The sequence below is a fragment of the Pseudonocardia sp. genome, assembly GCF_029263155.1.
In the GTDB taxonomy this organism is placed as follows: Bacteria; Actinomycetota; Actinomycetes; order Mycobacteriales; family Pseudonocardiaceae; genus Pseudonocardia.
On record NZ_JAJCYB010000037.1, the window covers coordinates 1 to 26049 of the forward strand.

Consider the following 26049-nt stretch of genomic DNA (forward strand, 5'->3'; position numbering starts at 1 on the left):
GGGACGCCGCCGAACCCCCGCCCACCATGGCCGACACGCCGCCGTCGGGGGTGTTCGCCGCCGAACTGGACTTCGCCACCGGGCACCCGGCGGCCCTGTCGGATGCCGAACTGGTGGATGCGGTGGTCGGGTACGAGAAGCTCGCCGCGTGGGCCGCGGCCCGGCAGGCCGCGGTGCTGGCCGAGTTCGCCGCCCGCCCCGCCGATCACCCGTCGGTGCCGGCGGGGGAGGTGCGGCAGTGGGCCGCCGACGAGATCGCCCTCGCGACCACCGTGTCCCGCGGGTCCGCGCACGCCCGGCTCGCCCGCGCCGTCCGCCTGGACGCGGTGCTGCGCCCCACCCGCGACCTCCTCGAGACCGGGGGGCTGGACGGGTCGCGGGCCCGGTTGATCTGCGACCGCGTCGAACACCTCGACGACGACCTCGCGGCCGCCGTGCAGGAACGGGTGCTGGCCCGGGCACCCGGGCAGACCTGGGCGCAGCTCGACGCCGCCCTGCGCCGAGCGATCCTCGCCGTCGACACCGACGGGGCCGCGGCCCGGCACCGCAGCGCGAAACAGGCGCGGCGGGTGGACGTGTTCCCCGGCGAGGACGGCATGGCCACGCTGTGGGCGCGGATGCCCGCACCCGACGCGGCCGCATCCTTCGAATGGCTCACCCGCCTGGCCCGCGGCATGGGCGCGACCGATCCGCGCACCCTCGACCAGCGCCGCACCGACCTGCTCGTCGCCGCGGTCACCGGGAAACTGGTGCTACGCGACCCCAACACCGACCCCGCCGAGATGACCGCGGCCCTGCCGGTCACCCCGGGCAAGCCGTTGATCACCGTGATCGTCCCGTACTCCACCCTCACCGGCGCGGATGACGAGCCGTGTGAGCTGGCCGGGTACGGCCCCATCCCCGCGCACCTGGCCCGCGACATCGCCACCGACTCGGTCTGGCGGCGGCTGCTCGTCGACCCCGCGTCCGGGGCGCTGCTGGACTACGGGCGCACCGTGTACCGGCCCCCCGCCGGGCTGGCCGACTTCGTCCGCGGCCGCGACGTCACCTGCCGCACCCCGGGGTGCCGCCGCGCCGCGGCGACCTGCGAACTCGACCACGTCACCCCATGGAGCACCGGCGGGCCCACCGACGAGGCCAACCTGTGCACCGCATGCACCACCCACCATCACATGAAAGAACACCCCGGCTGGCAGGTCGTCCTCCACCACGACCGCCGCGTCGAATGGATCACCCCCACCGGACACCGGTACTGGACCCAACCCCACGACTACCGGGAGTAGTTCACAGGCGGGCCGACGTTCTCCGATCACGGCCCTGCCGTCCGACCGGCCGACGGCCACCGGGCGGCACACCAAGAGATGCCCCTCCGCGGCAACCCGATCTTGTGCCAAGATCGGCGCCATGCAGGGCTTCCGGCTCAACGGATCGCGCGTACTGGAGATCGACGTGTCCGGCAACGCGGTGCGCGCCGCCACCGGCTCGATGATCGCCTATACCGGCGACGTCACGTTCAAGAACGCCGGTATGGGCGGCGGCGACGGTCTGATGGCCGGGCTCAAACGCCGCGCCACCGGCGAGTCCGTCGCGCTCATGCAGTGCAGCGGCAGCGGCACCGTCTGGTTCGCGAAGGACGCGATGGAGGTGCTGATCGTCGAGCTGAACGGCGAGACCCTCAAGGTCGAGTCCGAGCAGCTGCTGGCCCTGTCGGACAAGCTCAAGACCGACGTCGCATTCGCCGGGGTCCGCGGGGCGTCGTCGGGGCAGGGGCTGTTCACCACCACCGTCACCGGGCACGGCACGGTGGCGCTGCTGTCCTCCGGCGGCCCACCGATCGCGCTGGAGGTGACACCCCAGTTCCCACTGGTGGTCGACCCGGACGCGTTCGTCGCCAGCATGGGCAACCTGAACCAGTCCTTCGTCACCGACGTGTCCTGGCGCAACCTCATCGGAGAGAGCTCCGGCGAGGCGTTCTCGCTGCGTTTCGACGGCAGCGGCGTCGTCTACATCCAGCCCGAGGAGCGCTGAGACATGCCCTTCGAGCAGGTCAACGGCAAGGTCATCAGCGCGCCGGTCGCACCCGGGCGGGAGATCCTGGCCCGGCGCGGCGCGATGCTCGCCTACACCGGTGACGTCAACTTCTCCCCCGTGCACATGGGCCCCGGTGGCGCGGGCGGCATGGTCGGGCGGATGGCGGCCGGCGAGCAGGTCGCGATGATGGTCGCCCAGGGCAGCGGCACCGTGCACTACGGCTACCACGGCCTCTACATCACGATCATCGAGCTGGACGGCGCGGGTCCCCTCACCGTGGAGGCCGACCGGCTCGTCGCGCACGACGCGGCGCTGCAGTCCACGACGGTGTTCCTCGGCTCGCAGGGCGGCATCCGCGGCGCGGTGCGCGGGGCCGTGTCCGGGCAGGGGCTGTTCACCACCCAGCTGCACGGCTACGGCACCGCCGCCGTGCTGAGCCACGGCGGCACGATCGCGATCCCGGTCGGCAACGCCGGGCCGGTGGCGGTCGACCCGCAGGCGTTCGTCGCGCACGTCGGACAGGTGAACGTCGACATCTCCGCGTCGGTGGGCTGGCGCGACGCGGTCGGCCGCGGCTCCGGCGAGGCCGTGCAGCTCAAGTGCACGGGCCACGGCACCGTCTACGTCCAGGCATCGGAGCAGAAGCTGTGATCCCTCTCAACCCCCAGACCCTGCCGGACAACGACAACATCCCGGGCAACCACTACGCCTACTGCGTGCGCCTGGACGGGCAGCTGTTCATGCAGACCGGGCGGATGATCGCCTACTACCCGGCGCCGCACAGCCAGGGCATCCGGTTCGAGCCGCTCACGGCGGCCAGCATCGGCGGCATGGTGGCCACCCGGTTCTCCGCGCCGCTCTACACCCGCGACTGGGTGGTGGCCTCCGGCGCCGGGCACCTGATCCTCGGCGACCGCGGCTACGACATCAACAGCTACGACCTCGACGCCGGCAACCTGACCCTGCGCGCGGCCAACCTGCTGGCCTTCGACTCCACGCTGGAGCTCAAGCAGTCGATCGTGCCCGGATTCCTGACGCTGATCGGCACCGGCAAGTTCCTCGCCTCCAGCTCCGGGCCGGTGATCTTCGCCGAGCCGCCGATCCGGGTCGACCCGCAGGCGCTGGTCGGCTGGGCGGACTGCCCGTCACCGTCGCACCACTACGACGCCGGGTGGATGAGCGGGTTCCTGTCCAGCGCGATGGGCATGATGGGGGCCAACTCCGGCGAGGAGCGGCAGTTCGACTTCACCGGCGCCGGCACCGTGCTGATCCAGTCCAGCGAGGGGTCGGTGGCCGATCCGCACCTGCTGCGGCAGCTGGAGGGCCAGGTCGGCGCGCTGGGGCTGTCCGGCCTGCAGCGCATGCAACAGGTCGTCGCGCAGCAGCTGGCCCAGCAGCAGCGGTAGACGTCCGGGCTCGCACACACCTTCCGGGTGCCGCACACAGGTCCGGCCCCGTGTGCGGGCCCCGCAACCTGTGTGCGAGCTACGGCTCGGCGAGCCAGACGAAGCCGAGCGCGGGGAGCACGAGGCGGTCCTGGTGCACCAGCATCGGGCCGTCGCTGGACAGGACCGTGTCCAGCGCGCCGAGGCCGTCCAGGCAGTGCGCGTCGATCGAGACGGCGTGCTCGGCGAAGTTGACCAGCCCGGCGAAGTGGCCGCTGCGGGGGTGGCGGCGGCGCCAGGCCAGCACGTGCGGCGAGTCGACGTCGAGCACCGCGGACTCCCCTCCGGCGTGCAGCGCGGGCAGGTCGGCCCGCGTGGTGGTGAGCGCGCGGAACCAGCCGAACACGCGGCCCTCGACGGTGGCCGGGTCGTGGCGGCGGGCGGCCGCGGCGTCGTCGAAGAAGGGGCGGTGCATCCAGCGGTTGTCGGCCGCGAGCTCCGGGTCGTCGAGGTAGGAGGTGTCGTTGCCCTGGGCGAGCTCGTCGCCCATGTACAGCAGCGGCACGCCGCCCCAGGCGAGCGCGACGGCGTGCAGCAGCACCAGCCGGCGGATCCCGTGCTCGACGGCACGGGCGTCGCCCCGGGCGCGGGCCTCGCTGATGCCGCACAGCGCCGCGGCGGACCCGGAGATGCGGGCGTCGCCGGTCTCCGGGTTCTCCTGGAACCGCGCGCCGCGGGCGTAGGACATCGGGAACTCGCCCGAGAAGAAGGAGTTGAGGAAGTCGCGGTGGGCACAGGGGTCGTAGCCGACGGCACCCGCGTCGGTCTCGCTGACCGCCCAGCCGATGTCGTCGTGACAGCGCACATAGGTGGCCCACGACGTCTCGGCCGGGACGGGCGCGAGGCGTCGCAGCGACTGCACGGCCAGCCGCGCGTCCTTGGTGGCCAGGCTCGACCACAGCATCACCATGAGCTGGTTGTGGTAGGCCAGCTCGCACTCCGGGCGGTAGCGCTCGTGCGCGCCCAGGTAGGCCACCAGGTCCTCCGGGGCCACGATCGCCTCGGCCTTGAACACCGTGGCCGGAGCGGCGAGCTTCGCGCACGCGTGCAGGGCCTGCACGATGGCGTGCACCTCGGGCTGGTTCGTCCAGGTGGTGCCCAGCCGCTTGCCCATGAACGGCACCGCGTCCATCCGGAAGATCTCCACGCCCCGGTTGGCCAGCCAGACGATCTCCCCGAGCATCGCGGCGAGCACGCGCGGGTTGGTGTAGTCGAGGTCCCACTGGTAGCCGAAGAACGTGGTCCACACCCAGCCCGCCCCGGGCACGTGCGTGAACGAACCGGGTGCGCGATCGGGGAAGACGTCGACGACGGTGGCCTCGTAGGCGTCGGGCATCGTGCGGTCGGGGTAGGCGATGTAGAAGCCCGCGTACTGCGGGTCACCGGTCAGCCAGCCCCGCGCCCACGGGTGCTCGCGGGCGGTGTGGTTGAGCACCAGGTCCACGCACAGGCTCATCCCGCGCTCGCGCAGCGCGCCGGCGAGCGCCGACAGGTCGTCCATCGTGCCCAGGCGGGGATCGACAGCGCGGTAGTCGGCCACCGCGTAGCCGCCGTCGTTCTCCCCGTCGCGGGGTCGCAGCAGCGGCATCAGGTGCAGGTAGGTGACGCCCAGCTCGGCGAGGTGGTCGAGGCGTTCCCCGACGGCGTCCAGGGTGCCGGCGAAGCGGTCGGTGTAGGCGACGTAGCCGATCGTCGACTGGTGCTGGTACCAGCGCGGGTCCACCTCGCGGCGCCGGTCGGTCTCGCGCAGGCCGGCCGGGCGGGCGACGGCGGCATCCAGCGCGATGCGCAGCAGCCCCTCCACGTGCTCCTCGCCATAGAGGGCGTCGATCGGCGCGTGGACGTCGGCGAACCACTGGTCCAGGCGGGCGACGAATCCCACGGCGTCGGCCCGGCCCAGCCTGCGGTGCGCATCAGCCGCGATCCCCGGCCGGAGCCGGGCCAGCGCGGCCGCCGACCGCCTGCGCGCCTCGACGTCGGGCCGGGGTCCGGAGCCGGGAAACTCGATCACCGGCCCATCCTGCCGCACCACCGGCGGCGGGGACCCGCCGCACTTCGGAGCCCTACTGCACGTCCGGCCGCCCGAGAACAGCACTGTGGCTCCGAGGTGCGCCCGGCGCTCTAGGGTCGGGGCTGTGTCCGATCTCGACGACCTCGCCGACGCGCTGTACACCGCCCCGCCCGCCGACTTCGTCGCCACCCGGGACGAGGCCGTCCGCGCGGCGCGCGAGCGCGGGGACCGGGAGTTCGCGACGGCCGCCGGACGCCTGCGCAGGCCCACCCGCGCGGCGTGGCTGGCGAACCTGCTGGCCCGGCACCGCGCCGAGCAGCTCGACGGGCTGCTCACGCTGGCCGGGAGCCTCGCCGACGCCCAGCGCACCCTCGACGGCGACGCGCTGCGTGCCCTGTCCTCGCGGCGCCGGCAGCTGGTGGCGGCCATGGCGCGCGAGGCGGGACGGCTGGCGCGGGAGGCGCACGAACCCGTCAACGACTCGCTGCTGCGCGAGCTGGGCGACATCCTGGAGGCGGCGCTGGCCGATCCGGTGGTGGCCGACGAGGTCCGGTCCGGGCGGCTGACCCGCACCATCAGCTACTCCGGCTTCGGCCCGGAGGCCGAGCCCGGCGCCACGCCGAAGCCGCGCGAGCCGCGCCCGGCGCCCTCGCCGCCCCCGGAGGATGCGGCGCCCGAGGAGGACCCGGCCGAGCGGGCCCGGCTCGACCGGCAGCGGGCCGAACGCCGCCGCGACCTCGACGACGCCGAGGCGGCCGAGGCGGCGGCCCGGGAACGCCGCGACGCCGCCGAGTCGGCCCACGAGGACGCCGCCGCGGCCCACGCGGCCGCCCGCGAACGCGTCGCCAGGCTCACCGAGGAGCTCGACGCCGCGCAGAAGCACGAGCGCACCGCGGCCGCCGACGGGCGGGAGGCCGCGGCCGCGGCCCGCGCGGCGGCCCGGGAGGCCAGCACCGCGGCCACCCGCACCGCCCGCGCGAGAGCTCGCCTGGACGACCTGCCGTGACGCGCCACCCGCGCGGCCGGCACGCATGCGCGCGGGACGCGGCTCGCACACAGGTTGCGGGGCTCGCACACAGGTCCGGACCTGTGTGCCGACCCCGGGACCTGTGTGCCGACCCCGGGACCTATGTGCGAGGTCCCCGCAGTGTCGCCCGCGGGCCGCCTCAGCGGCGGGCGACCAGGAGGCCGATCAGGTTCAGCGCGCCCCAGCCCACCCCGACACCGACCGCCTTGCGCTTCGCCGCGGGGTCCTCGTTGGGGGACAGCGCGAACACCAGCGCGTCGCCGAGGTCGCCCGCGATCCGGGCGGCGATGGCCAGCTGCAGGGCGGGCCCGGCCGGTGCGGCGGCGATCGCGATGCCGTTGGCGAGGTCGCGCGCCCCGACCGCGCGCACGAGGATGCCGACCGGCGCGGGCGGCTCGGCCCCCGACAGCCCGGCGGGCCTGGCGAAGATCGCGGGCTTGACGAGGGTGGACAGGCCGTAGGCGGCGGTGAGCACGCCGAGCGTGCGGGGGAGCCAGGTCATGCCGAGGATCCTCGCAGCCCGCCGCCGTCCCCGCGCGGCACGCCGCCACGCCCGCGCGGGGGACAATGGGCCCGATGCGCCTGCCCCCGCTGCCCGACCTGCCGGTGCGGGACGTGCTCGACGAGGTCACCGGCACGCTCGACGCCCACGGTGCCGCCGTGCTGGTCGCGCCGCCGGGTACCGGCAAGACCACGCTGGTGCCGCTCGCGCTGGCCGCCGCGGGCACCGGGCGGGTGCTGGTCGCCGAGCCCCGCAGGCTCGCCGCACGCGCCGCCGCGGCCCGGATGGCGACGCTGCTGGGCGAGGCCGTCGGGGAGACGGTGGGGTACTCCGTGCGCGGCGACTCGCGCACCTCGCGACACACCCGGATCGAGGTCGTCACCTCCGGGTTGCTGCTGCGCCGCCTGGCCGCCGACCCCGAGCTGTCCGGGGTCGGGGCGGTGCTGCTCGACGAGTGCCACGAGCGCCACCTCGACGCCGACCTGCTGCTCGCCCTGCTCCTCGACGCCCGCGACGGGTTGCGGCCCGACCTGCGGCTGCTCGCCACGTCGGCGACCGTCGCCACCGGGCGGCTGGCCGCCGTCCTGGGGGACGTGCCCGTGCTCGCGGTGCAGGCCCGCACGTTCCCGGTCGCGGTGCACCACGTCACGCCGCTGCGGGGCGAGCGGATCGAGGCCTGTGTCGCGCGGGCCGTCCGGGCCACCCTCGACGCCGGGGACGGCGACGTGCTGGCGTTCCTGCCCGGCGTCGCGGAGATCCGCCGCACCGCGGCGGCGCTGTCGGGGATCGACGCGGACGTCCTCCCGCTGCACGGGCGGCTGCCCGCCGCCGAGCAGGACGCGGCACTGCGCGCGGGCCCGCGGCGGCGGGTCGTGCTCGCGACGTCGGTGGCCGAGTCGAGCCTGACGGTGCCCGGGGTGCGGGCCGTCGTCGACGCGGGGCTCGCCCGGGTGCCGCGCGTGGACCACCGCCGCGGCCTGTCCGGGCTGGTCACCGTGCGGGTGTCGGACGCTGTGGCGCAGCAGCGCGCCGGGCGTGCGGGCCGCCAGGCTCCCGGCCGGGTGCACCGCTGCTGGCCCGCGGGTGAGCTGCTCCCCCGCTACCCGGAGCCGGAGATCCGGACCGCCGACCTCACCCGCCTCGCGCTGGACCTCGCCTGCTGGGGCACCCCCGACGGCACCGGCCTGCGCTGGTGGGACGTCCCGCCGGAGGGTCCGCTGCGCGCCGGGCAGGAGGTGCTGACCGCGCTCGGCGCGCTGTCCCGCGACGGCACCGTGACCGATCGCGGCCGTCGGATGGCCGGACTCGGCCTGCACCCGCGCCTGGCCAGGGCGTTGCTGGACGGAGCCGCGCTCGTCGGCGTCCGGACCGCGGCGGAGGTGGTGGCGCTGCTCGACGACGACACCCTGGGCACCGGGGCCGACGCCGACACCGAGCTGTCCCGGCTGCGCTCGGGTTCGGCCCCGGGCAGCGGCCGGTGGCGCACCGAGGCGGCCCGCCTGCGCCGCCTCGCCGCCCCGGGCGGCGCGCCCGCGCAGCCGACGAGGCGGCGCTCCGGCACGGAGAACGCCGGCGACCGCACGGGAGCGCCCTTCCCGCAGCACGGGCGTGCGATGGATCACGATCATGCGATCGGGGACGGCGGCGGTCGGACCAGGTCGCCGGACCAGGCATCCGGCCCGATGGTCGGTGCGAACCGCGCACCAGGGCGTTCCCCGGGGGCACAGGGTGCGGTGGATCGCGATCACGCTGCGCTCGTCGTCGCGCTGGCGCATCCGGAGCGGCTCGCGCGGAGGCGCCCCACGGCGGCCGCGGCACCACCCACTCCGGGACGGCGCGCCGCGCGGGGAGCGCTGTACCTGATGGCCGGCGGCACGGCGGTCGCGCTGCCACCGGGGAGCCCGCTGGCCGCGGCGGAGTGGCTGGCGGTGGCCGTCGCCGACCGCGCCCCCGGCGCCGAGAACGCAACCGTGCGCCTGGCCGCGGCGGCCGACCGCGAGCTCGCGGAGCTCGCCGCGCCCGCGCTCCTGACCGACGCGGACGAGATCGCGTGGGTACGCGGCGACGTGGTGGCCCGGCACGTCCGGCGGCTCGGCGCGATCCTGCTGGAGGAACGCCGCCTCGACCGCCCGGACCCGGGCGCGCTCCGCGCCGCGCTGCTCGACGGGCTGCGGGCCGAGGGCACGGTCCTCCTGCGCTGGTCCGACGGCGCCCGCAGGCTGCGCGACCGCCTGGCCACCCTGCACCGGGTGCTGGCCGAGCCGTGGCCGGACGTGTCGGACGAGGCCCTGCTCGCCGATCCCGACCCGTGGTGGACCGGCCCGTTCACGCGCGCGCGCAGCCGCGCCGACCTCGGTCGCATCGACGCCGCCGCCGTGCTGCGCTCCCGCCTGGACTGGCGCCACACCGCCGCGCTCGACGAGCTGGCCCCGGAGCGGATCACGGTGCCGACCGGGTCACGGGTCACCCTGGACTGGTCCGGTGACCAGCCCGTCCTCGCCGTGAAGCTGCAGGAGTGCTTCGGCTGGACCGAGACCCCGACGGTCGCGGGCGGGCGGCTGCCGGTGGTGCTGCACCTGCTCTCCCCCGCCGGGCGCCCGCTCGCGGTCACCGCCGACCTGGCATCGTTCTGGGCCACCGGCTACCCGCAGGTCCGCGGTGAGATGCGGGGCCGCTACCCCAAGCACCCGTGGCCGGAGGACCCGCTCGCCGCGGCCCCGACCCGCCGCGTGTCGCGTCCGCGGCGGTAGCGCCTCCGGGCACACCCCGCGGACACCGGCGTCGAACATGCGTTCTACCATCACGATGGATCGCCGGACCGTCCCGAAGGAGCACGTCGCACCGATGAGTACTGCCGAAGCCGTCCCGTCCGCCGCCGAGCCGGCCGCCGAGCCCGCGGCGGTCGACGCCCCGGCCCGCCGCCGCGGCCGGCCCAAGGGCTCCACCGCCCGCACCACGCGCACGGTCGAGCTCACGCTCACCGTCAGCGGCACCGCCGACGGCGAGTGGCAGGCCGAGCTCAAGAAGGGCAGCTCGTGGATCACCCGCGGGCTGCCGGTCACCGCCGCCGCCGTGTCCCGGGCCGCGGCCGAGCTGCATCCCGAGGTCGCCGAGCCGATCGACGCCGTCATCGGTGCCGCCCGCGAGCAGCGCGCCGCCCGCGTCGCCGCGCTGGAGGCCGAGCTGGAGCAGGCCCGCAAGGCACTCGCGGAGATGGACGAGCAGGCGCCGTAACCTCTGGCTCGTGTCCATCGACCCCACCGACCTGCAGACCTGCCTGCGGGTGCTCGCCCAGGTCAACGACCTCGAACCCGAGCACCCCGACGCCGTCGCGGTCCGGCGGGCCACGGCCGGGATCTGGAAGTCGGTCAAGCTGGCCCGCCGCCACGCCAAGCGGGACGCGGTGGCGGCCGCCGACCACGCGGTCACCGCCGCCACCGCCACCGGGGCGCCGGGGCGCATCGACGACGAGACCGCCGGGATCCCGTTGGTCTCCACCGCGGCCGGGGCCACGGCGGGCACCCTGCTGCGGTCACGGGCCTGCTACACGTGCAAGCGCCGGTTCACCGTCGTCGATGCGTTCTACCACCAGTTGTGCCCGCCGTGCGCGGCCCTGAACCGCTCCCGCCGCGACGCCCGCACCGACCTCACCGGGCGCCGCGCCCTGCTCACCGGCGGCCGCGCCAAGATCGGGATGTACATCGCGCTGCGGCTGCTGCGCGACGGTGCGCACACCACGATCACCACGCGCTTCCCGCACGACGCCGTGCGCCGCTTCTCCGCGATGGACGACAGCGCCGACTGGCTGCACCGGCTCCGCGTCGTCGGGGTCGACCTCCGCGATCCCGCGCAGGTCGTGGCGCTCGCCGACACCGTCGCGGCACAGGGGCCGCTGGACATCCTGGTCAACAACGCCGCCCAGACCGTGCGCCGCTCCCCCGGCTCGTACGCCGCGCTGGTCGAGGCCGAGCGCGCCACGCTGCCGGAGACCCCGGTCGAGGTGATCACGTTCGACCACGTCAGCGACGCCCACCCGGCGGCGCTGGCCGGCAGCCTGGAACAGCAGAGCCCGCACGCCGTCACCGAACTGGCGATGGCGGCCCGGTCGGCGTCACCGCAGCGGATCGCGGCCGGCACCGCGATCGACGCGGGCGGGCTGCTCCCCGACACCGCGTCGGTGAACAGCTGGACCCGGCACGTCGACGAGGTCGACCCCCTCGAGCTGCTCGAGGTGCAGCTGTGCAACCAGACCGCCCCGTTCATCCTGATCAGCCGTCTGCGCCCGGCGATGGCCGCCGCGGCGGCGCGCCGCAAGTACGTCGTGAACGTCAGCGCCATGGAGGGGCAGTTCAGCCGCGCCTACAAGGGACCGGGTCACCCGCACACGAACATGGCCAAGGCCGCGCTCAACATGCTGACGCGCACCAGCTCGGCGGAGATGCTGGCCTCCGACGGCATCCTGATGACGGCGGTGGACACCGGCTGGATCACCGACGAGCGCCCGCACCCCACCAAGCTGCGCCTGGCGCAGGAGGGCTTCCACGCCCCGCTGGACCTGGTCGACGGCGCGGCACGGGTCTACGACCCGATCGTGCGCGGCGAGGCGGGCGAGGACGTCCACGGCTGCTTCCTGAAGGACTACGCCCCCACGAACTGGTGATGCGGTTCGGGATCAGTAGCGGCTGCGCAGGACCATCAGCGCCCTCGCGACGACGCGCAGGCGGCCACCGGGGGCCGGGTGCCTGCGCCGCGCGTTGACCAGCAGCGGATCGGCGGTGTCGACCACGATCTCCCACGCCCGGCCGTAGGACTCGTCGGGCAGCGTGAACCGGGTCGGCACGTGATGGGCGTTGACCAGCAGCAGGAACGAGTCGTCGACGATCGGGTCGCCCAGCGCGTCGCGTTCCGGGATGCCCTTGCCGTTGAGGAACACCGCGAGGGAGCACGCGTTGCCGCCGTTCCAGTCGCCCTCGGTCATCTGCCGACCGTCCGGGCGCAGCCATGCGATGTCGTGGATGTCCGAGCCGAGGATGGCCCGGCCCTGGAAGAAGCGGCGGCGGCGGAAGACCGGGTGCGCGGCCCGCAGCCGGGCCAGCCCGGCGGTGAACTCGGTGAGCACCTCGTGCTGGCGGGCGTCGTCCCAGTCGATCCAGGACAGCTCGGAGTCCTGGCAGTACACGTTGTTGTTGCCGTGCTGGGTGCGGCCGAGCTCGTCACCGTGGGCGATCATCGGGACGCCCTGGCTGAGCAGCAGGGTGGTGAGGATGTTGCGCTTCTGGCGCTCGCGCAGGACGTTGATCTCGGCGTCCTCGGTCGGGCCCTCCGCGCCGTGGTTCCAGGACCGGTTGTGGCTCTCCCCGTCGCGGTTGTCCTCGCCGTTGGCCTCGTTGTGCTTGTCGTTGTAGGACACCAGGTCGGCGAGGGTGAACCCGTCGTGCGCGGTCACGAAGTTGATCGAGGCGATCGGGCGGCGGTTGTCGGCCTCGTAGAGGTCCGAGGAGCCGGTGAACCGGGAGGCGAAGTCGGCGAGGCTGGCGGGCTCACCGCGCCAGAAGTCGCGCACGGTGTCGCGGTAGCGGCCGTTCCACTCCGTCCACAGCGGCGGGAACCGGCCCACCTGGTAGCCGCCCTCGCCGACGTCCCACGGCTCCGCGATCAGCTTGACGCGGCTGATCACCGGGTCCTGGTTGACGAGGTCGAAGAACGCCGAGAGCCGGTCCACCTCGTGGAACTCCCGAGCCAGGCTCGCCGCGAGGTCGAAGCGGAAACCGTCGACGTGCATCTCGGTGACCCAGTACCGCAGCGAGTCCATCAGCAGCCGCAGCGACTCGTGATGGCGCACGTTGAGGCTGTTGCCGGTGCCGGTGGTGTCGTAGTAGTAGGCCGGGTCGCCGTCGACGAGCCGGTAGTAGGCGTGGTTGTCGATGCCACGGAAGGACAGCGTCGGGCCGAGGTGGTTGCCCTCGGCGGTGTGGTTGTAGACGACGTCGAGGATCACCTCGATACCCGCCCGGTGCAGGGACCGCACCATCGTCTTGAACTCCTGCACCTGCTCGCCGCGGGTCCCGAAGCAGGCGTAGCCGTTGTGCGGGGCGAAGAAGCCGATGGTGTTGTAGCCCCAGTAGTTGCGCAGCCCCCGGTCCGCGAGCGCGGAGTCGTGGACGAACTGGTGCACCGGCATGAGCTCCAACGCGGTGACGCCCAGGGACCGCAGGTGGCGGATCGTCGCCGGGTGCGCGAGGCCCGCATAGGTGCCCCGGACGTCGTCGGGCACGCCCGGGTGCCGCATCGTCATGCCCTTGACGTGCGCCTCGTAGATCACCGTGTCGTGGTAGGGGATGCGCAGCGGGCGGTCGTCCGCCCAGTCGAAGAACGGGTTGACCACCACCGAGGTCATCGCGTGCGGCGCGGAATCGACGTCGTTCACGGAGTCGGGGTCACCGAAGCGGTAGCTGAACAGCGCCTCGTCCCAGGTGTTCTCACCGTCGATCGCCATGGCGTACGGGTCGAGCAGCAGCTTGGCCGGGTTGCAGCGCAATCCCGCGGCGGGATCGTACGGGCCGTGCACCCGGTAGCCGTAGCGCTGCCCGGGGCCGATGCGGGGCAGGTAGCCGTGCCAGATCAGGCCGTCGCGCTCGGGCAGGTCCATCCGCGACTCGACGGTGCCCGATCCGTCCGGGGCGTCGTCGAGCAGGCACAGCTCGATGCGGTCCGCGATCTCGGAGAAGATCGCGAAGTTGGTGCCGCCCCCGTCGTAGGTGGCGCCGAGCGGGTGGGGCTGTCCAGGCCAGATGTGCACACGTGGTGATACCACCCGGTCACCCGGCCCGCAGGCTATGGACGCTCGCCGAGCCTGATCTCCCCGTCGGTCACCGTGATCGGCACGGGGGTCAGCGGTGCCGGAGCCGGCCCGCCCGCCACGGAGCCGTCGGCGATCCGGAAGCGGCTGCCGTGGCAGAAGCAGCTGATGGCGCCGCCCGCCACGGACCGGACGGCACAGGCCCGGTGGGTGCAGGTGGTGTCGAACGCCACGAACTCTCCCGCGGTGGGCTGGGTCACCACGACCCGCTCGGCCGCGAAGATCACGCCACCGCCGACCGGGATCGCGTCGACGGTGGTGAGCGGCCCGGTCACGCCGCCCAGCCTACGACCCCGTCCCGGACCCCGACCGTGGTGTTCGAGCGGATTCCGGTCGGGCGGGGCGCGTCGCGACACGTCCCGTTCACCGGGGGGCGCGACGATCGACGGTGTGATCCCCGAGGACGCGGCGACCCCCGACCACACGCTGATCCAGTTCACCGACACCCACCTGGTTCCCGAGGATGCGCGCCTCGCCGGTGGCCACGACCCGCTGCCCGGGCTGGCGGCCGCACTGGGCGTGGTGGAGGACTCCGGCCTGCGCCCAGCGGCGCTGCTGTTCACCGGGGACCTCGTCGAAGGCGGGGACGCGGCGAGCTACCGGCGCTTCCGCGCGCTCGTCGAGCCGGCGGCCGCCCGGATCGGCGTGCCGGTGATCCACGTGCTGGGCAACCACGACGACCGCGCGACCGCGCGGGTCCACCTGCTCGACGAGCCCGCGAGCACGGACCCCCACGACCGGGTGGTGTGGCTGGGGGCGCTGCGGGTGGTCGTGCTGGACACGACGGTGCCGGGGGCGAGCCACGGCGAGCTGACGCCCGCACAGCTGGCCTGGCTGGGTGCCGAGCTGGCCGTACCCGCCCCCGACGGCACCGTGCTCGCCCTGCACCACCCGCCGCTGCCGACGTCGTCCCCGCTGTCGGCGGCCATCGAGCTGGCCGACCGGGCCGCGCTGGGCACCGTGCTCGCCGGGTCCGACGTGCGGATCGTGCTGGCCGGGCACACCCACGTCGTGAGTGCGGGGGCGATCGCCGGGATCCCGGTGTGGACCGGCGGATCGACGTCGACCACCTGGGACGCCCTGGCGGCGGACGGGCGGGGACGCACGGTGCGCACCCCCGCGGTGAGCCGCATCGACGTGTTCGCCGACGACCTGCTGGTCACGGCGGTCGCGGTGGGCGCGGAGACGGTGGCGGCGGTCGACCGGGCCGAGCTGGAGGAGATGATCGCCCGCCTGACCAGACGCTGAACCAGGCCGCAGGCCCTCGCCACCCCGCTCGCACACACCGTACGGGGTCGGCACACAGGGCCGGACCTGTGTGCCGGCACGCGGACCTGTGTGCGAGGCGACCGGCACCGATCCGCACGATCACCGCCGGTCGGGTTGGGTGTCCAACCAGGCAAGGATCGATTCGGTGTGCTCGCCGACGGCCGGGATCGGGTCCATCCGCGGCGGCCGGTCGGGCAGCGTGATCGGCGGGAGCAGCGCCCGCACCGGGCCGCCGGGCGAGTCGACCGTCCTCCAGCGGTCGCGGGCGGCGAGCTGCGGGTGCCGCAGCACGTCGGCCACCTCGCGGCGCCGACCGTGGGCGATCCGGGCGTCGGTGAGCCGGGCGGTGAGCTGCTCGCCGGTCAGCTCGGCGAGCACCGCGTCGATCTCGGCGTGCAGCGCGGGCCGGTTCGCGACGCGCCGGGAGCCGCTGTCGAAGCGCGGGTCCGCCGCCAGCTCCGGCAGCTCCAGGACCGAGCCGCAGAAGGCGACCCACTCGCGCTCGTTCTGGATCCCCACCACGACCTCCGTGCCGTCGCCCGCCGCGAACGTCCCGTACGGCGCGATCGCGGAGTGGCTGGTACCGCTGCGGCGCGGCGCGGACCCGCCGCCCGCCGTGTAGTGCAGCGGGAAGCCCATCCACTCGACGAGTGCGTCGAACAGGCTGATCTCCACGTGGGTGCCCGCCCCGGTCCGCTCGCGGTCGTAGAGCGCGGCGAGGATGCCGGCGAACGCGTACATCCCGGCCCCGATGTCGGCGGCCGGGATGCCCGCCTTGGCCGGCTCGTCGGGGGTCCCGGTCACCGACACCAGGCCCGCCTCGGACTGGATCAGCAGGTCGTAGGCCTTGGCGTCGCGGTAGGGGCCGGTGGGGCCGTAGCCGGAGATCGAGCACGTGATCAGCCGCGGGTGGCGCTCCCGCAGCTCGTCGGCGCCGAGACCCAGGCGCTCGGCCGCTCCGGGGGCGAAGTTCTGGACGAAGACGTCGGCGTGCTCCAGCAGCCGGTGCACGACGTCGGCCTGGGACTTGAGGTCCAGCGCGATCGATTCCTTGGAGCGGTTGAGCCACACGAAGTGGCTGGACTGTCCGGCGACGGTCTCGTCGTAGCGGCGGGCGAAGTCGCCCTCCCCCGGACGTTCCACCTTGATCACCCGAGCCCCCAGCTCGGCGAGCTGGCGGGTGGCGAAGGGGGCGGCGACAGCCTGCTCGCAGGACACGATCACGATTCCGTTCAAGGGCAGCACGCCCGGTATTGTCACGCTCGACACGATCGGGTGGTGCAGATGACCTCCACGGTTCGGCCGGCCACCTCCGTGGTGAGCGTCACGACGCGCCCCGCCGCGCCCGACGCGGCCACGGTCGAGCACCGGCTGGGCCTGCCCGCCAGGGCGCGGATCATGGCCTGGCTGCTGCTGCTGCTCACCGTGGCGCTCGTCTCGGTCGTCCTCGTCACGCGCAACCTGCTGCTCGCCGACCTGGACGCCGAGATCACCGCGGAGCTGCAGCAGGAGTCGGAGGAGTTCACCCAGTTCGTCGACGTCGGGGTGAACCCGGAGACCGGCCTGCCGTTCGCGAACGCCGTCGAGCTCATGAAGATCCACCTGGAGCGGCAGCGACCGGGCGAGGACCAGGTTCAGGTCGGGGTCTTCGCCGACGGCACCTCGCCGCAGGCCCAGGGCCGGGCGAGCCGGCTGGAGGCGATGGACGCCGACGTCCTCGCCACGATCCTGGCGGCCACGGTGAACGCCGGTGAGGTCACCACCGCGGAGGGGCCGGTGCGCTGGGCGCGCACCCCGCTGGACATCGACCCCGACGCCGTCGACGGCTACTTCATCGTCGGCGAGCTGCTCGACCCGCCACGCGCCGACATCGACGAGTCCATCCGCACGCTCGCGATCGTCAGCGCGATCGGGCTGCTACTGGCCGGCGTCGCGTCGTGGATCGTGTCCGGGCAGATCCTCGCGCCGCTGCGGCTGGTCCGGCGCACCGCCGAGGAGATCACCGAGGACGACCTGTCCCGGCGCATCCCGGTCACCGGGAACGACGACCTCTCGGCGCTCGCCGACCGCTTCAACGCCATGCTCGACCGGCTGCAGCGGGCGTTCGCCACGCAGCGCGAGTTCGTCGACGACGCCGGGCACGAGCTGCGCACCCCCATCACGATCATCCGCGGCAACCTCGAGGTCATGGGCCTGGGCAACCTCCCGGGAGCCCCGACCGAACGGGCGGAGGTGGTGCGGCTGTGCACCGATGAGCTGGACCGGATGAGCCGCATCGTCGAGGACCTGCTGGTGCTGGCCAAGTCCGAGCGCCCGGACTTCGTCCGGCCCGCTCCGGTGGAGCTGGCCGAGCTGACCAGCGACATCGACGCCAAGGTGCGCTCGCTGGCCGATCGGCACTGGGTGCTGGAGACCTGCGGCGAGGGTGCGGTCCGCATCGACGCGCAGCGCATCACGCAGGCCGTGGTGCAGTTCGCGCAGAACGCGGTGCAGCACACCGAGGTCGGGGCGACCATCCGCATCGGCTCCGCGGTCGAGCGGCGGGCGGGCGTCGACACGGTGTCGGTGTGGGTCGCCGACACCGGGCCGGGGGTGCGGGCCGAGGACGCGGAGGGGATCTTCGAGCGGTTCTCGCGAGGGTCGACCGGCGGGGCGCGCAGCCACCGCAGCGGAGCGGGACTGGGGCTCGCGATCGTGCGGGCCATCGCCGAGGCCCACGGGGGGCGGGTCCGTCTGGACTCGGTGCCCGGTGCGGGGGCCCGGTTCACGATCGAGGTGCCGGCGGCGCCGCCCGCCGGCTGAGGCGACGCTCCGGCCCCGGCTGCTCGCGCGGGGCTCAGCCGTCGTCCCCGTCGTCCCCGTCGTCGTCACCGTCGTCGTCCCCGTCGTCCCCGTCGTCGTCGGCGGTCGCCGCGGGGACCGCAACGCGATCGTCGTCATCGTCGTCCCCACCGCCGGGTACGTCGCCATCGTCGCCGCCGCCGGGTGCGGGCGCGTCGTCGTCATCGCCGTCCCCGCCACCGGGCACGTCGTCATCGTCGTCGCCGCCGGGTGCGGGCGCGTCGTCGTCATCGCCGCCACCGGGCAGGGGGGTGTCGTCATCGTCGCCCGGCGCCGGCCCGCCGTCGTCATCGTCGCCCCCACCACCGACCGGCGCCGGAGCGGCGCCACCCCCGAGAGTGGGGCTGCCCCCGAGAGTGGGGCTGTCGTCGTCGCCCGTACCGACCGGGCTCGCGGTCCCGCCGCCGGCCGGCGCGGGATCGGCGGGGGCCGCCCCCGGGAACGCGGTCCCGGAGCCGCCCTGCCCGAGGCCGACCGGTGATCCCGGCACACCGCGCCCGTCGAGCGGGACCGGACCAGGCGCGCTCAGGCCGACCAGCCCCTCCAGCCGGGGCACGCCACCGGGCAGGACCGGGACGGCCCGGTCGGCGTCGCCCCCGTCGACCCGCACGGCGTCGGGGCCGAGCCAGCCGTCGGAGATCCCGATGGTCGCCATCCCGACGACGACGGGGAACGCAAGCACGACCGCGGCGACGCCCCGCCGGCGCCCGCGCCCGGGCACGGTGCTCTGCTGATGCTCCTGCACGACGACCACTGTCGCGCAGCGGATCTACCCGTGGATGAGGCCGGGATGAGAGAACTCTTACCGGCGCACCCGTGACGACGCGCCCGGCAGCCCCCCATCGTGTTAGGGTGACCTAAGTCAACGAGGGAGGTGCCCGTGTACGGCACGGTCGAGGACATCGAGCAGCTGACCCCGCACATGGTGCGCGTCGTGCTCGGCGGGGAGGGCCTGGACGGGTTCGCCGCGGGCACGTGCACCGACCACTACGTCAAGCTGATGTTCCCCCCTCCCGGGGCGCCCTACACGGTGCCGTTCGACGCCGAGCAGGTGCGCGCCGAGCTGCCCCGCGAGCAGTGGCCGGTCATGCGCACGTACTCGGTGCGGGCGTGGGAGGCGGGCCGGCTCACGATCGACTTCGTCGTGCACGGCGACACCGGGGTGGCCGGACCGTGGGCGCAGTCCGCCCGGCCGGGCGACCTGCTGCAGTTCCGCGGCCCCGGCGGGGCCTACTCCCCCGACCCGGCCGCCGACTGGCACCTGCTGGCCGGTGACGAGAGCGCGCTCCCCGCCATCAGCGTGTCGCTCGCCCGGATCCCGGCCGGCGCGCCCGTGCACGTGTTCGTCGAGGTCGACGGCCCGGCCGACGAGCTCCTCCTCGACTGCCCCGGCGACCTGCACCTCACCTGGCTGCACCGCGAGTCCGACCCCGCCGCCCCCGACCTGCTGCTGCGTGCCGTGGAGAAGCTGGAGTTCCCGCACGGGCGGGTCCACGCCTTCGTACACGGCGAGGCGGTGGCCACCCGGGCCCTGCGCCGCCACCTGCTCGGAGACCGCCGGGTCCCGCGGGCCGACCTGTCGGTGTCGGGCTACTGGCGCCGCTCGTTCACCGAGGACGGCTGGCAGTCGAGCAAGGCCGAGTGGAACCGCGCGGTGGAAGCGGACGTATGAGCGTCGGAGCGGTGTTCGACGCCTCGGCCGCAGGGTTCGCCGTCTGGACCCCGCTGCTGTGGGACCCGGTCGGCGCCGCCACCGTCGAGGTCGTCGGGCCGCGACCCGGCGAGCGCGTGCTCGACGCCTGCTGCGGTGCCGGGGCCGCCGCGCTGCCCGCCGCCCGCGCGGTCGGGCCGGGCGGGCACGTCGACGCCGTCGACCTGGCCGGGGCGCTCGTCGACGCCGGGCGCGACCGCGCGCCCGGCGTCGCGTTCCACACCGCCGACGTCACCACCTGGACCGCACCCGCCTACGACGTCGTCACGTGCGTGTTCGGCGTGTTCTTCCTGCCCGACATGGACGCGGGCACCGCGCACCTGCTGGGCCTGCTGCGCCCTGGCGGGCGGATCGCGGTGACCACCTGGGCGGCCGGGTCGGTGGAGCCGCTGGTCGGCCCGTTCGCCCAGGCCGCGATCGCCGAGCACGCGGCCGCCGGGAACCCGCCGCCCGCGCCGCTGTGGCAGCGCGACGCGGCGGCGCGCGTCGACTCGGCGGACAAGCTGTCCGCCTGGCTTGCCGAGGTCGGCGCCGGGGACATCGCCGTGCGCACCTTCGCCCACGACGTCGCGGTCACCCCGGCACTGGGCTGGGAGCTCTGCGTCGGTTCCGGGGCCCGCGCCCTGATCGACGGCCTGGACCGCGCTGCCGTGGCCCGCGTCCACGAGCGCTACCTCACCGACCTGGCCGTCGACACGTTCGCGATCCGCGCCCTGATCGGCACCGGCGTACGCTGCACGCCGTGATCGTCTGGCACAACCCCCGCTGTTCGAAGAGCCGTGGCGTGCTGCAGGTGCTCGCCGAGGCCGGCGTCACCCCCGAGGTGGTGCGCTACCTCGACACCCCGCCCTCGCGCGCCGAGATCGAGGACGTGCTGCGGCGGCTGGGCACCGACGACCCCGCGGTGCTCGTGCGCACCGGCGAGGCCGCCTACCGCGAGCTCGGGCTCACCGGCGCCGACCGGGACACGCTGCTCGACGCGCTGGCCACGCACCCGTCGCTGATCGAGCGGCCGGTGGTGATCGACGGCGACCGGGCGGTGCTCGCCCGCCCGCCCGAGCGGGTCCGCGAGCTCCTGCCGTAGCGGCCGCAACGAACGGCACTCCGGTCCACCAGGAGTGGACGGACGTGCCGTTCGTTGCACCGTGACGCTGCCGGTGCCGGGCTCAGCCGAGCGCCAGTACCTCGTCCAGGGCCTGTCGTATGCCCTCCACCAGCAGCTTCGGCTCGGCGACGGCCAGGTCGTCGAGCACGATCCCGACGCAGGCGACGCCGTCGTGGGCCACCATCGTGATCGTGGCGGCACAGCCGGCGAGCGGGCCGAGCGGGAACAGCCGGGTGATCCGCGAACCCGCGAGGTACACCGGGTGCCCGATCCCCGGGACCGACGCCACCTGCACGTCGGCGGCGCCCGATTCTCCTGGCCCGCCCGCCGAGCCCGCGGACACCACCAGCTCGCGCACCTCCGCGATCCGGGCGGCGAGGTCGGCCTCGGCCATCGGCGCGTCGACGACGGCGCCGGCCAGCCGCCCGCCCGCCCCGTCGGCCGCGCCGAGCCCGACCGGCAGCCCGAGGGCCACCGTCGCCCGGCCGACGTCCACGCCGAAGTGCCGGTGATAGTCGCGCAGCGCGCCCAGCACGGCGGCGAGGAACCCGTCGGTGGGCGATCCCCCGGCCGCCGCGGCGCCCGCCCGGAGCCGCTCCAGCGGCACCTCCAGCACCTCGACGTACCGGGCCCCGCCGCGCCCGGCGAGCAGCTCCGTGCGCGGGGCGTCGTCCGGCGGCGCGAGGAGCCTGCCCAGCGTGCGGGCGAGGCCCCAGCCGGTCTCCAGGGGCCGGGCCAGCGCGCCGGCACCGCGCCGGCCGATCTCGTCGACGAGCAGGTCCACCGGCGACGGTGCGGGCACCACGACCGGCAGCGCGGGCTCCGGGCGCGCCGGGTCGTGCTCGGCGGTGCGGCTGTGCAACAGGCCCATCAGCCGCACCGCGCCCACCCCGTCGGTGACGGCGTGGTGGACCTTCACCGCGTACCCGGCGGTGCCGTCCTCGAGCCCCTCGACGAGCAGCGCGGCCCACAGCGGGCGGGTGCGGTCCAGCGGGGCGGCGGCGAACTCGGCCACCGCATCGAGCAGCTGGCGCGCCGAACCCGGGGCGGGGAGCCGTACGCGGGTGACGTGGTGGTCGAGGTCGAGCCGTTCGACCCCCGTCCACACCGGCGGCCCGATGCCGAGTGCGGCCTCCACCACGGTCTGGCGCATCCGCGGCACCATCCGCGACGCCCACTCGTGTGCCGCCGCGAGGCGTTCTGCGTCGGGGGCGGGGTCGAGCAGTTCCAGCAGCGTCAACGTGGACCGCTCGTCGCCCGCCCGCCACACGGCGGCGGCGTCGGCGTCCATCTCCGACGCGGTGCCCCAGTCGAGCGGGACGTCGCCGGTCGGGCCGGTCGTGACGTGCACGGTGGTCTCGACCGGGCCGCCGTCCTGCTGCAGCTCCGCCAGGTACCGCGCGCGGACCTTCGCCACGCGGGCGTCGAGGTCCTCGGCCGCCCACCCGTCGGTGGGCACCGGCGGCAGCACCGTGACCTGCACGACGCCCTCGCGGATCGTGGACGCCCCGCGCCACATCAGCTCGCCGGCGTTGCGGATCACGATGGGCACGATCGGCACGCCCGCCTGCATCGCGACGTGGAACGCGCCCTTCTTGAACGGGCCCAGCGCCGGGGTGGCGCTGCGGGTGCCCTCCGGTGCGATGACCAGCGAGATCCCCTCCCGCAGCCGCTCCACGGCGGGTTCGAGGGCCGCCCTGGCCGCGGTGGTGTTGCCGCGGTCGACGAACGCGACGTCGGCCAGCCGGAACGCCGCACCGAAGCCGGGGATGGCCGCGGCCTCCTTCTTCGCGACGGCGGTGAACCCGCCGCGCAGCAGCTTGGCCAGGATCAGCACGTCGAGCTGGCTCTGGTGGTTGAACAGGAACACCGCGGGGCGCCCGGCGACCAGGTGCTCGGCGCCCCGGACGTCCAGCCGCACCCCGGCGAGCGCGGTGCCGAGGTCACCGGCCAGGCTCAGCCCGAGGTCCACGGAGTCGCGGCGGGTGCCCTGGCCGACGAGCTGGTTCACCGCGCCCAGCGCCAACCCGGCGCCGAACCCGCCCAGCGTGCCACCGACGGCCCCGAGGGCGCGGGCGACCTCGCGGGGCCCGCCCCGGCCGCGGTTGCGGAACCGCGCGACCGGCCAGCCGCGCTCGGCGGCCTCCGCGGCGAGGCGGTCCTCCGGGTTGAGCGCACGCGGGCGACCCACCGTCCGCAGGAACGGCACGTCCTCGTCGCCGTTGGAGTAGGCGTAGCTCTGGGCGAGGTCGACGCCGTGGTCGGGGGCGAAGGCCCGGACGGCGGCGGCCTTCCCGGCGCGCCACAGCGGCGGGCCGCCGGGGCGGCCGGTGCACAGGCCGTCGGCGAACTCCACCGGCGTGACGAGCACGTGCGCCACGCCCATCGCGCGCGCAGCCGGCTCCACCTGGAACCGCGTCGCGGACGAGGCGAGCACCACGGTGTGCCCGGCCCGGCGGTGCGCGGCCACCAGCCGCCACGCCTCCGGGTACAGCGACCCGGCGACGCCCTGGCGCCACAGCCGCTCCCCCAGCTCGGCCAGCTCGTCGGAGCTGCGGCCGGCCCAGGAGCGCATGCCGAGCACGAAGAAGCGCTCGAAGTCCTGCTCGGTGGTCACCCCCCGCATGCCGATCAGCAGCATCCGGCCCAGGTCGACCGGGGTGACGTGCCCGGACCGCACGTGGTGGCGGGCGAACGCGCCGAGGGAGAACCCGTCGATCAGCGTGCCGTCGAAGTCGAAGAACGCGCCGATCGTCGGCCCCTGCGGGCCGGTCCCGACGTCGGAGATCAGCCGCTCCTCGTCCCAGCTCGCGGCGTTGCGCAGCTCAGGGTGCGACACCGACGACCTCCCGTCGCGACGCCGCGTCGATCTCGTCGATCGTGATCACCCGTCCCACCACCTCGCGCAGCCGGGCGGCCAGGTCCTCGCGGCGCCCGGCCAGCTCGTCCCGGCCCGGATCGACGAGATCGAGGTTTTTAGCCAGGCGCAGCGCGCTCGCGAACAGCTCCCGCGACAGCGACTCCGGCCCGTGCAGGCGGCCCTGCAGCAGCATCTGCTGCCCCACACCCGTGCACTCGTCGAGGAAGTCCTTCTCGACGACGGGGTCGCGCGGCTCCCGGGCCGCGAGCCGTTCGGCGACGACGAGCTGGGCGTCGACGAAGCTGCGCAGCACGCGATGGGCCATGAGGAACGGGGCGCGGTCGAGCACCGCGGTGCCCTCGGCGGTCTCCCACGCGGGGTCGAGCCGTTCCAGCTCGGCGGTGAGCCGGGCGCGGAACGCGTCCCGGTCGGGGAAGAAGAACTCGAACTTGAGCAGGTCGCGCAGCGCGTACGCGGTGTCCCAGCGCTGCTCCGGCGTGCTGAGCAGCACCAGCTCGGCCAGCGCGCGGTCGACGAAGTGGTGGATGCCGGAGTTGCGGTAGAACGCGGCGACCAGGTGCTGGCCGCGCTCGATGGCGTAGACCGGTTCCTCCCCGCCGCCGTATGTCGTGACGACGTTCGACGCGGCCAGCGCGGCGAGCACCCCGCGCACGCCGCCGTCGGTCTCCAGGGAGTCACCCGAGTGCGGCAGGTCGCGCGCGAGCACGTAGTCGCGGACCGGGGCGACGACGCGGCGCACCTGCCCCAGCGTGAGCGCCCGGTCGCGCACGCCCAGCAGCGCGAGCGTGACCAGCGCGGTGGCCATCACGGGGGTGACCCGGTTGATCCCGACGGCCACCTCGAACGCCGCCTTCTGCAGCGCGAGGCGCCGGTCGGGGTTCGCGGCCAGCGCGGCGCGCAGCGAGATCGGCTCGGCGAAGCGCACCTGCGCGGTGCCGATCTGGCTCAGCTGCGCCTTGGCGTAGCGCGCCAGCCAGGCGAGGCCCTCGCCCTTCTTCGCCGCTCCGGCCTGCTCGGCGGCCATGGCGGCCACCTCGCGGAGCTGGTCGTAGGTGATCGACACCGGCACCAGGTGCACGTCGGAGACGCGGTCGCGCTCGACGGCCTCGGCGACGTTGGCGAGCAGCCCGAACTTCGGTGGGCGCAGCTTGCCGGTGCGCGAGCGCCCGCCCTCCATGTACCACTCCAGGTTGAAGCGCTTGGCGAGCAGGAACCCGAAGTACTCGCGCACGGCCAGCTTGTAGACCTCGTCGTCGCCGAAGCTGCGCCGGATGAACACCACCCCGGCGCGCTTGGCCACCGGCCCGACCGGCCAGAACCGCAGGTTCTCCCCGCCCAGGACGTGGTTGCGGGGGAAGTCGTGCTCGGCGAGTACGTCGGCGAGCAGCAGCGGGTCGGCGTAGGAGCGGTGGCTGGGCAGGAAGACCAGCGCGTCGCGGCGGTTGAGATCGCGCAGCCGCTCCAGGCCCGCGGTGTCGACCTGGACGTCCCAGGCGCGCGCGTGCAGCGGGCGCAGCGCCCCGGCGAGCAGGTCGACCGCCATCGGGCTCATCGACGCGACCAGGCCCTCCAGGTCGGTGCGCGCCTTCTGCGCCACCTCGGCCTCGGGGCGGTCCAGCTTCGCGGCCAGCGCGGTGATCTCCCGACGGAACCCGGGATCGGCGTCGATCATCTCGACGATCTGCTTGGGCACCTTGTACCGGTCGCCCACCAGTGCCCGCTCGGCCCGTTCCAGCGCGAGCGTGGCCTGGCCCGCGACGAACGGGCCGAAGCTCGCCCGGTCGCCGCCGTGGCGTTCCCGCAGGTCGGCGACGGTCGCCGGCTCGGCGACGACGACCGGTGCGCGGTCGGGCTCGCGGCGCGCGATGCGGGCCTGGCGGTGCGCGGGCGGGCGGCGGGGGTCGGTGAGCGTGACGAGGTCGGCCCAGCGCACGCGGCGTACGCCGTTGCGCTCGCGCGGCAGCCACGCCACCCGGGCCGCGGTGACGACCGTGGCGTCACCGGCCTCGGCCAGCGGGTCCGTCAAGGCCGGTCCGTGCAGCGGCAGCACCCGCGCGGGGGCGAGCCCGGAGTCCTCCGCCCAGCGGCCGATCAGCGACCGCTCGACCTCGCTGGTCGCCTCCACCAGCAGGATCGTCGGGGCCACCGCGCCCGCCGTGTCGTCGGCCGGCCCGGCCTCCGTCGCGATGCCCATGAGCACCCCCTTCACCTCGTCGCCCATCCTGTCCCATCCGGTGAGCCCGGTCACCCACCGGTGTGCGCCCGATCGTCTCGCGCGCCGAGCCGCGGCTCGCGTGCCGTCGGCGGCGCGCAGGACCCATCTCCGCGCGCGAACCCCCCGGCCACTCCGCAATCGGGTCGGCACGC

The 26049-nt window shown here is 74.9% G+C and carries 21 protein-coding genes; 13 read left to right on the plus strand and 8 right to left on the minus strand.

The window, feature by feature from the left end:
* From Q1K26_RS06475 to Q1K26_RS06490, 4 genes are all read left to right on the plus strand, one after another.
* Positions 1 to 1283: HNH endonuclease signature motif containing protein (locus Q1K26_RS06475; RefSeq protein WP_300008428.1), on the plus strand; the 1283-nt coding region annotated here is incomplete at its 5' end.
* Positions 1284 to 1404: 121 nt separating this feature from the next.
* Positions 1405 to 2028, plus strand: coding sequence for an AIM24 family protein (locus Q1K26_RS06480; RefSeq protein WP_300008430.1), 624 nt, complete (start codon positions 1405 to 1407; stop codon positions 2026 to 2028).
* A gap of 3 nt (positions 2029 to 2031) precedes the next feature.
* The gene (locus Q1K26_RS06485) at positions 2032 to 2682 is read left to right on the plus strand and encodes an AIM24 family protein (protein ID WP_300008432.1); all 651 of its coding nucleotides are present in this window, start codon (positions 2032 to 2034) and stop codon (positions 2680 to 2682) included.
* Positions 2679 to 3437 carry an AIM24 family protein gene (locus Q1K26_RS06490; RefSeq protein WP_300008434.1) on the plus strand — a complete coding sequence of 253 codons (759 nt, stop codon included), beginning with the start codon at positions 2679 to 2681 and terminating at the stop codon, positions 3435 to 3437. The genes Q1K26_RS06485 and Q1K26_RS06490 overlap by 4 nt, the downstream gene beginning before the upstream one ends.
* A 79-nt stretch (positions 3438 to 3516) precedes the next feature.
* Here Q1K26_RS06490 and Q1K26_RS06495 read toward each other — a convergent pair whose 3' ends face one another.
* Positions 3517 to 5487, minus strand: a complete 1971-nt coding sequence (locus Q1K26_RS06495) for an alpha-amylase family protein (RefSeq protein ID WP_300008435.1) — start codon at positions 5485 to 5487, stop codon at positions 3517 to 3519.
* 124 nt (positions 5488 to 5611) lie between these two features.
* Here Q1K26_RS06495 and Q1K26_RS06500 point away from each other — a divergent pair, with 124 nt between their 5' ends.
* The gene (locus tag Q1K26_RS06500) at positions 5612 to 6493 is read left to right on the plus strand and encodes a hypothetical protein (RefSeq protein ID WP_300008437.1); all 882 of its coding nucleotides are present in this window, start codon (positions 5612 to 5614) and stop codon (positions 6491 to 6493) included.
* A 160-nt stretch (positions 6494 to 6653) separates the two neighbouring features.
* Here Q1K26_RS06500 and Q1K26_RS06505 read toward each other — a convergent pair whose 3' ends face one another.
* Complete coding sequence (locus Q1K26_RS06505) at positions 6654 to 7016, minus strand: hypothetical protein (RefSeq protein ID WP_300008439.1); 363 nt, start codon at positions 7014 to 7016, stop codon at positions 6654 to 6656.
* A gap of 74 nt (positions 7017 to 7090) precedes the next feature.
* Here Q1K26_RS06505 and Q1K26_RS06510 point away from each other — a divergent pair, with 74 nt between their 5' ends.
* From Q1K26_RS06510 to Q1K26_RS06520, 3 genes are all read left to right on the plus strand, one after another.
* Positions 7091 to 9766, plus strand: coding sequence for an ATP-dependent helicase C-terminal domain-containing protein (locus Q1K26_RS06510; protein WP_300008441.1), 2676 nt, complete (start codon positions 7091 to 7093; stop codon positions 9764 to 9766).
* A gap of 94 nt (positions 9767 to 9860) precedes the next feature.
* A complete protein-coding gene (locus Q1K26_RS06515; RefSeq protein ID WP_300008442.1) occupies positions 9861 to 10250 on the plus strand; it encodes a DUF6319 family protein in 390 nt (129 codons plus the stop codon).
* Between the two features lie 10 nt (positions 10251 to 10260).
* Positions 10261 to 11676, plus strand: coding sequence for an SDR family NAD(P)-dependent oxidoreductase (locus Q1K26_RS06520; protein WP_300008444.1), 1416 nt, complete (start codon positions 10261 to 10263; stop codon positions 11674 to 11676).
* Positions 11677 to 11688: 12 nt separating this feature from the next.
* Here the strand turns inward: Q1K26_RS06520 and glgX are convergent, their stop codons facing one another.
* Positions 11689 to 13815 carry a glycogen debranching protein GlgX gene (gene glgX / locus Q1K26_RS06525; RefSeq protein ID WP_300008483.1) on the minus strand — a complete coding sequence of 709 codons (2127 nt, stop codon included), beginning with the start codon at positions 13813 to 13815 and terminating at the stop codon, positions 11689 to 11691.
* Positions 13816 to 13850: 35 nt separating this feature from the next.
* Complete coding sequence (locus tag Q1K26_RS06530) at positions 13851 to 14150, minus strand: Rieske (2Fe-2S) protein (protein WP_300008446.1); 300 nt, start codon at positions 14148 to 14150, stop codon at positions 13851 to 13853.
* A gap of 115 nt (positions 14151 to 14265) precedes the next feature.
* Between Q1K26_RS06530 and Q1K26_RS06535 the strand changes: the two genes are divergently transcribed.
* Positions 14266 to 15123: a metallophosphoesterase gene (locus Q1K26_RS06535; RefSeq protein ID WP_300008448.1), complete on the plus strand. Its 858-nt coding sequence runs from the start codon at positions 14266 to 14268 to the stop codon at positions 15121 to 15123.
* Between the two features lie 120 nt (positions 15124 to 15243).
* On the opposite strand, the gene Q1K26_RS06540 is transcribed toward Q1K26_RS06535, so the two are convergent.
* On the minus strand, positions 15244 to 16398 hold the full coding sequence (locus Q1K26_RS06540) for a CaiB/BaiF CoA-transferase family protein (protein ID WP_300008485.1): 1155 nt from the start codon (positions 16396 to 16398) through the stop codon (positions 15244 to 15246).
* Positions 16399 to 16428: 30 nt separating this feature from the next.
* Here Q1K26_RS06540 and Q1K26_RS06545 point away from each other — a divergent pair, with 30 nt between their 5' ends.
* A complete protein-coding gene (locus Q1K26_RS06545) occupies positions 16429 to 17946 on the plus strand; it encodes a HAMP domain-containing sensor histidine kinase (protein ID WP_300008450.1) in 1518 nt (505 codons plus the stop codon).
* Between the two features lie 34 nt (positions 17947 to 17980).
* On the opposite strand, the gene Q1K26_RS06550 is transcribed toward Q1K26_RS06545, so the two are convergent.
* Positions 17981 to 18730, minus strand: coding sequence for a hypothetical protein (locus Q1K26_RS06550; RefSeq protein WP_300008452.1), 750 nt, complete (start codon positions 18728 to 18730; stop codon positions 17981 to 17983).
* Between the two features lie 135 nt (positions 18731 to 18865).
* Between Q1K26_RS06550 and Q1K26_RS06555 the strand changes: the two genes are divergently transcribed.
* The 3 genes from Q1K26_RS06555 to arsC are packed head-to-tail and all read left to right on the plus strand — an operon-like array spanning position 18866 to position 20780.
* The gene (locus tag Q1K26_RS06555) at positions 18866 to 19657 is read left to right on the plus strand and encodes a siderophore-interacting protein (RefSeq protein WP_300008454.1); all 792 of its coding nucleotides are present in this window, start codon (positions 18866 to 18868) and stop codon (positions 19655 to 19657) included.
* A complete protein-coding gene (locus Q1K26_RS06560) occupies positions 19654 to 20442 on the plus strand; it encodes a class I SAM-dependent methyltransferase (RefSeq protein ID WP_300008456.1) in 789 nt (262 codons plus the stop codon). Before Q1K26_RS06555 ends, Q1K26_RS06560 begins: the two co-directional genes overlap by 4 nt.
* Positions 20439 to 20780 carry an arsenate reductase (glutaredoxin) gene (gene arsC, locus Q1K26_RS06565; RefSeq protein WP_300008457.1) on the plus strand — a complete coding sequence of 114 codons (342 nt, stop codon included), beginning with the start codon at positions 20439 to 20441 and terminating at the stop codon, positions 20778 to 20780. The genes Q1K26_RS06560 and arsC overlap by 4 nt, the downstream gene beginning before the upstream one ends.
* 82 nt (positions 20781 to 20862) lie before the next feature.
* Here arsC and Q1K26_RS06570 read toward each other — a convergent pair whose 3' ends face one another.
* A complete protein-coding gene (locus tag Q1K26_RS06570; protein ID WP_300008459.1) occupies positions 20863 to 23640 on the minus strand; it encodes an HAD-IB family hydrolase in 2778 nt (925 codons plus the stop codon).
* The gene (locus Q1K26_RS06575; RefSeq protein ID WP_300008461.1) at positions 23627 to 25903 is read right to left on the minus strand and encodes a glycerol-3-phosphate 1-O-acyltransferase; all 2277 of its coding nucleotides are present in this window, start codon (positions 25901 to 25903) and stop codon (positions 23627 to 23629) included. Before Q1K26_RS06575 ends, Q1K26_RS06570 begins: the two co-directional genes overlap by 14 nt.
* Positions 25904 to 26049: the final 146 nt, after the last annotated feature.

What these genes read in the sequence shown, in the direction of transcription:
- Q1K26_RS06480 (WP_300008430.1), top strand. Translation starts at nt 1,405, where the DNA reads ATGCAGGGCTTCCGGCTCAACGGATCGCGCGTACTGGAGATCGACGTG.
- Q1K26_RS06485 (WP_300008432.1), top strand. Translation starts at nt 2,032, where the DNA reads ATGCCCTTCGAGCAGGTCAACGGCAAGGTCATCAGCGCGCCGGTCGCA.
- Q1K26_RS06505 (WP_300008439.1), bottom strand. Translation starts at nt 7,016, where the DNA reads ATGACCTGGCTCCCCCGCACGCTCGGCGTGCTCACCGCCGCCTACGGC.
- Q1K26_RS06510 (WP_300008441.1), top strand. Translation starts at nt 7,091, where the DNA reads ATGCGCCTGCCCCCGCTGCCCGACCTGCCGGTGCGGGACGTGCTCGAC.
- Q1K26_RS06515 (WP_300008442.1), top strand. Translation starts at nt 9,861, where the DNA reads ATGAGTACTGCCGAAGCCGTCCCGTCCGCCGCCGAGCCGGCCGCCGAG.
- Q1K26_RS06545 (WP_300008450.1), top strand. Translation starts at nt 16,429, where the DNA reads ATGACCTCCACGGTTCGGCCGGCCACCTCCGTGGTGAGCGTCACGACG.
- Q1K26_RS06560 (WP_300008456.1), top strand. Translation starts at nt 19,654, where the DNA reads ATGAGCGTCGGAGCGGTGTTCGACGCCTCGGCCGCAGGGTTCGCCGTC.
- Q1K26_RS06575 (WP_300008461.1), bottom strand. Translation starts at nt 25,903, where the DNA reads ATGGGCGACGAGGTGAAGGGGGTGCTCATGGGCATCGCGACGGAGGCC.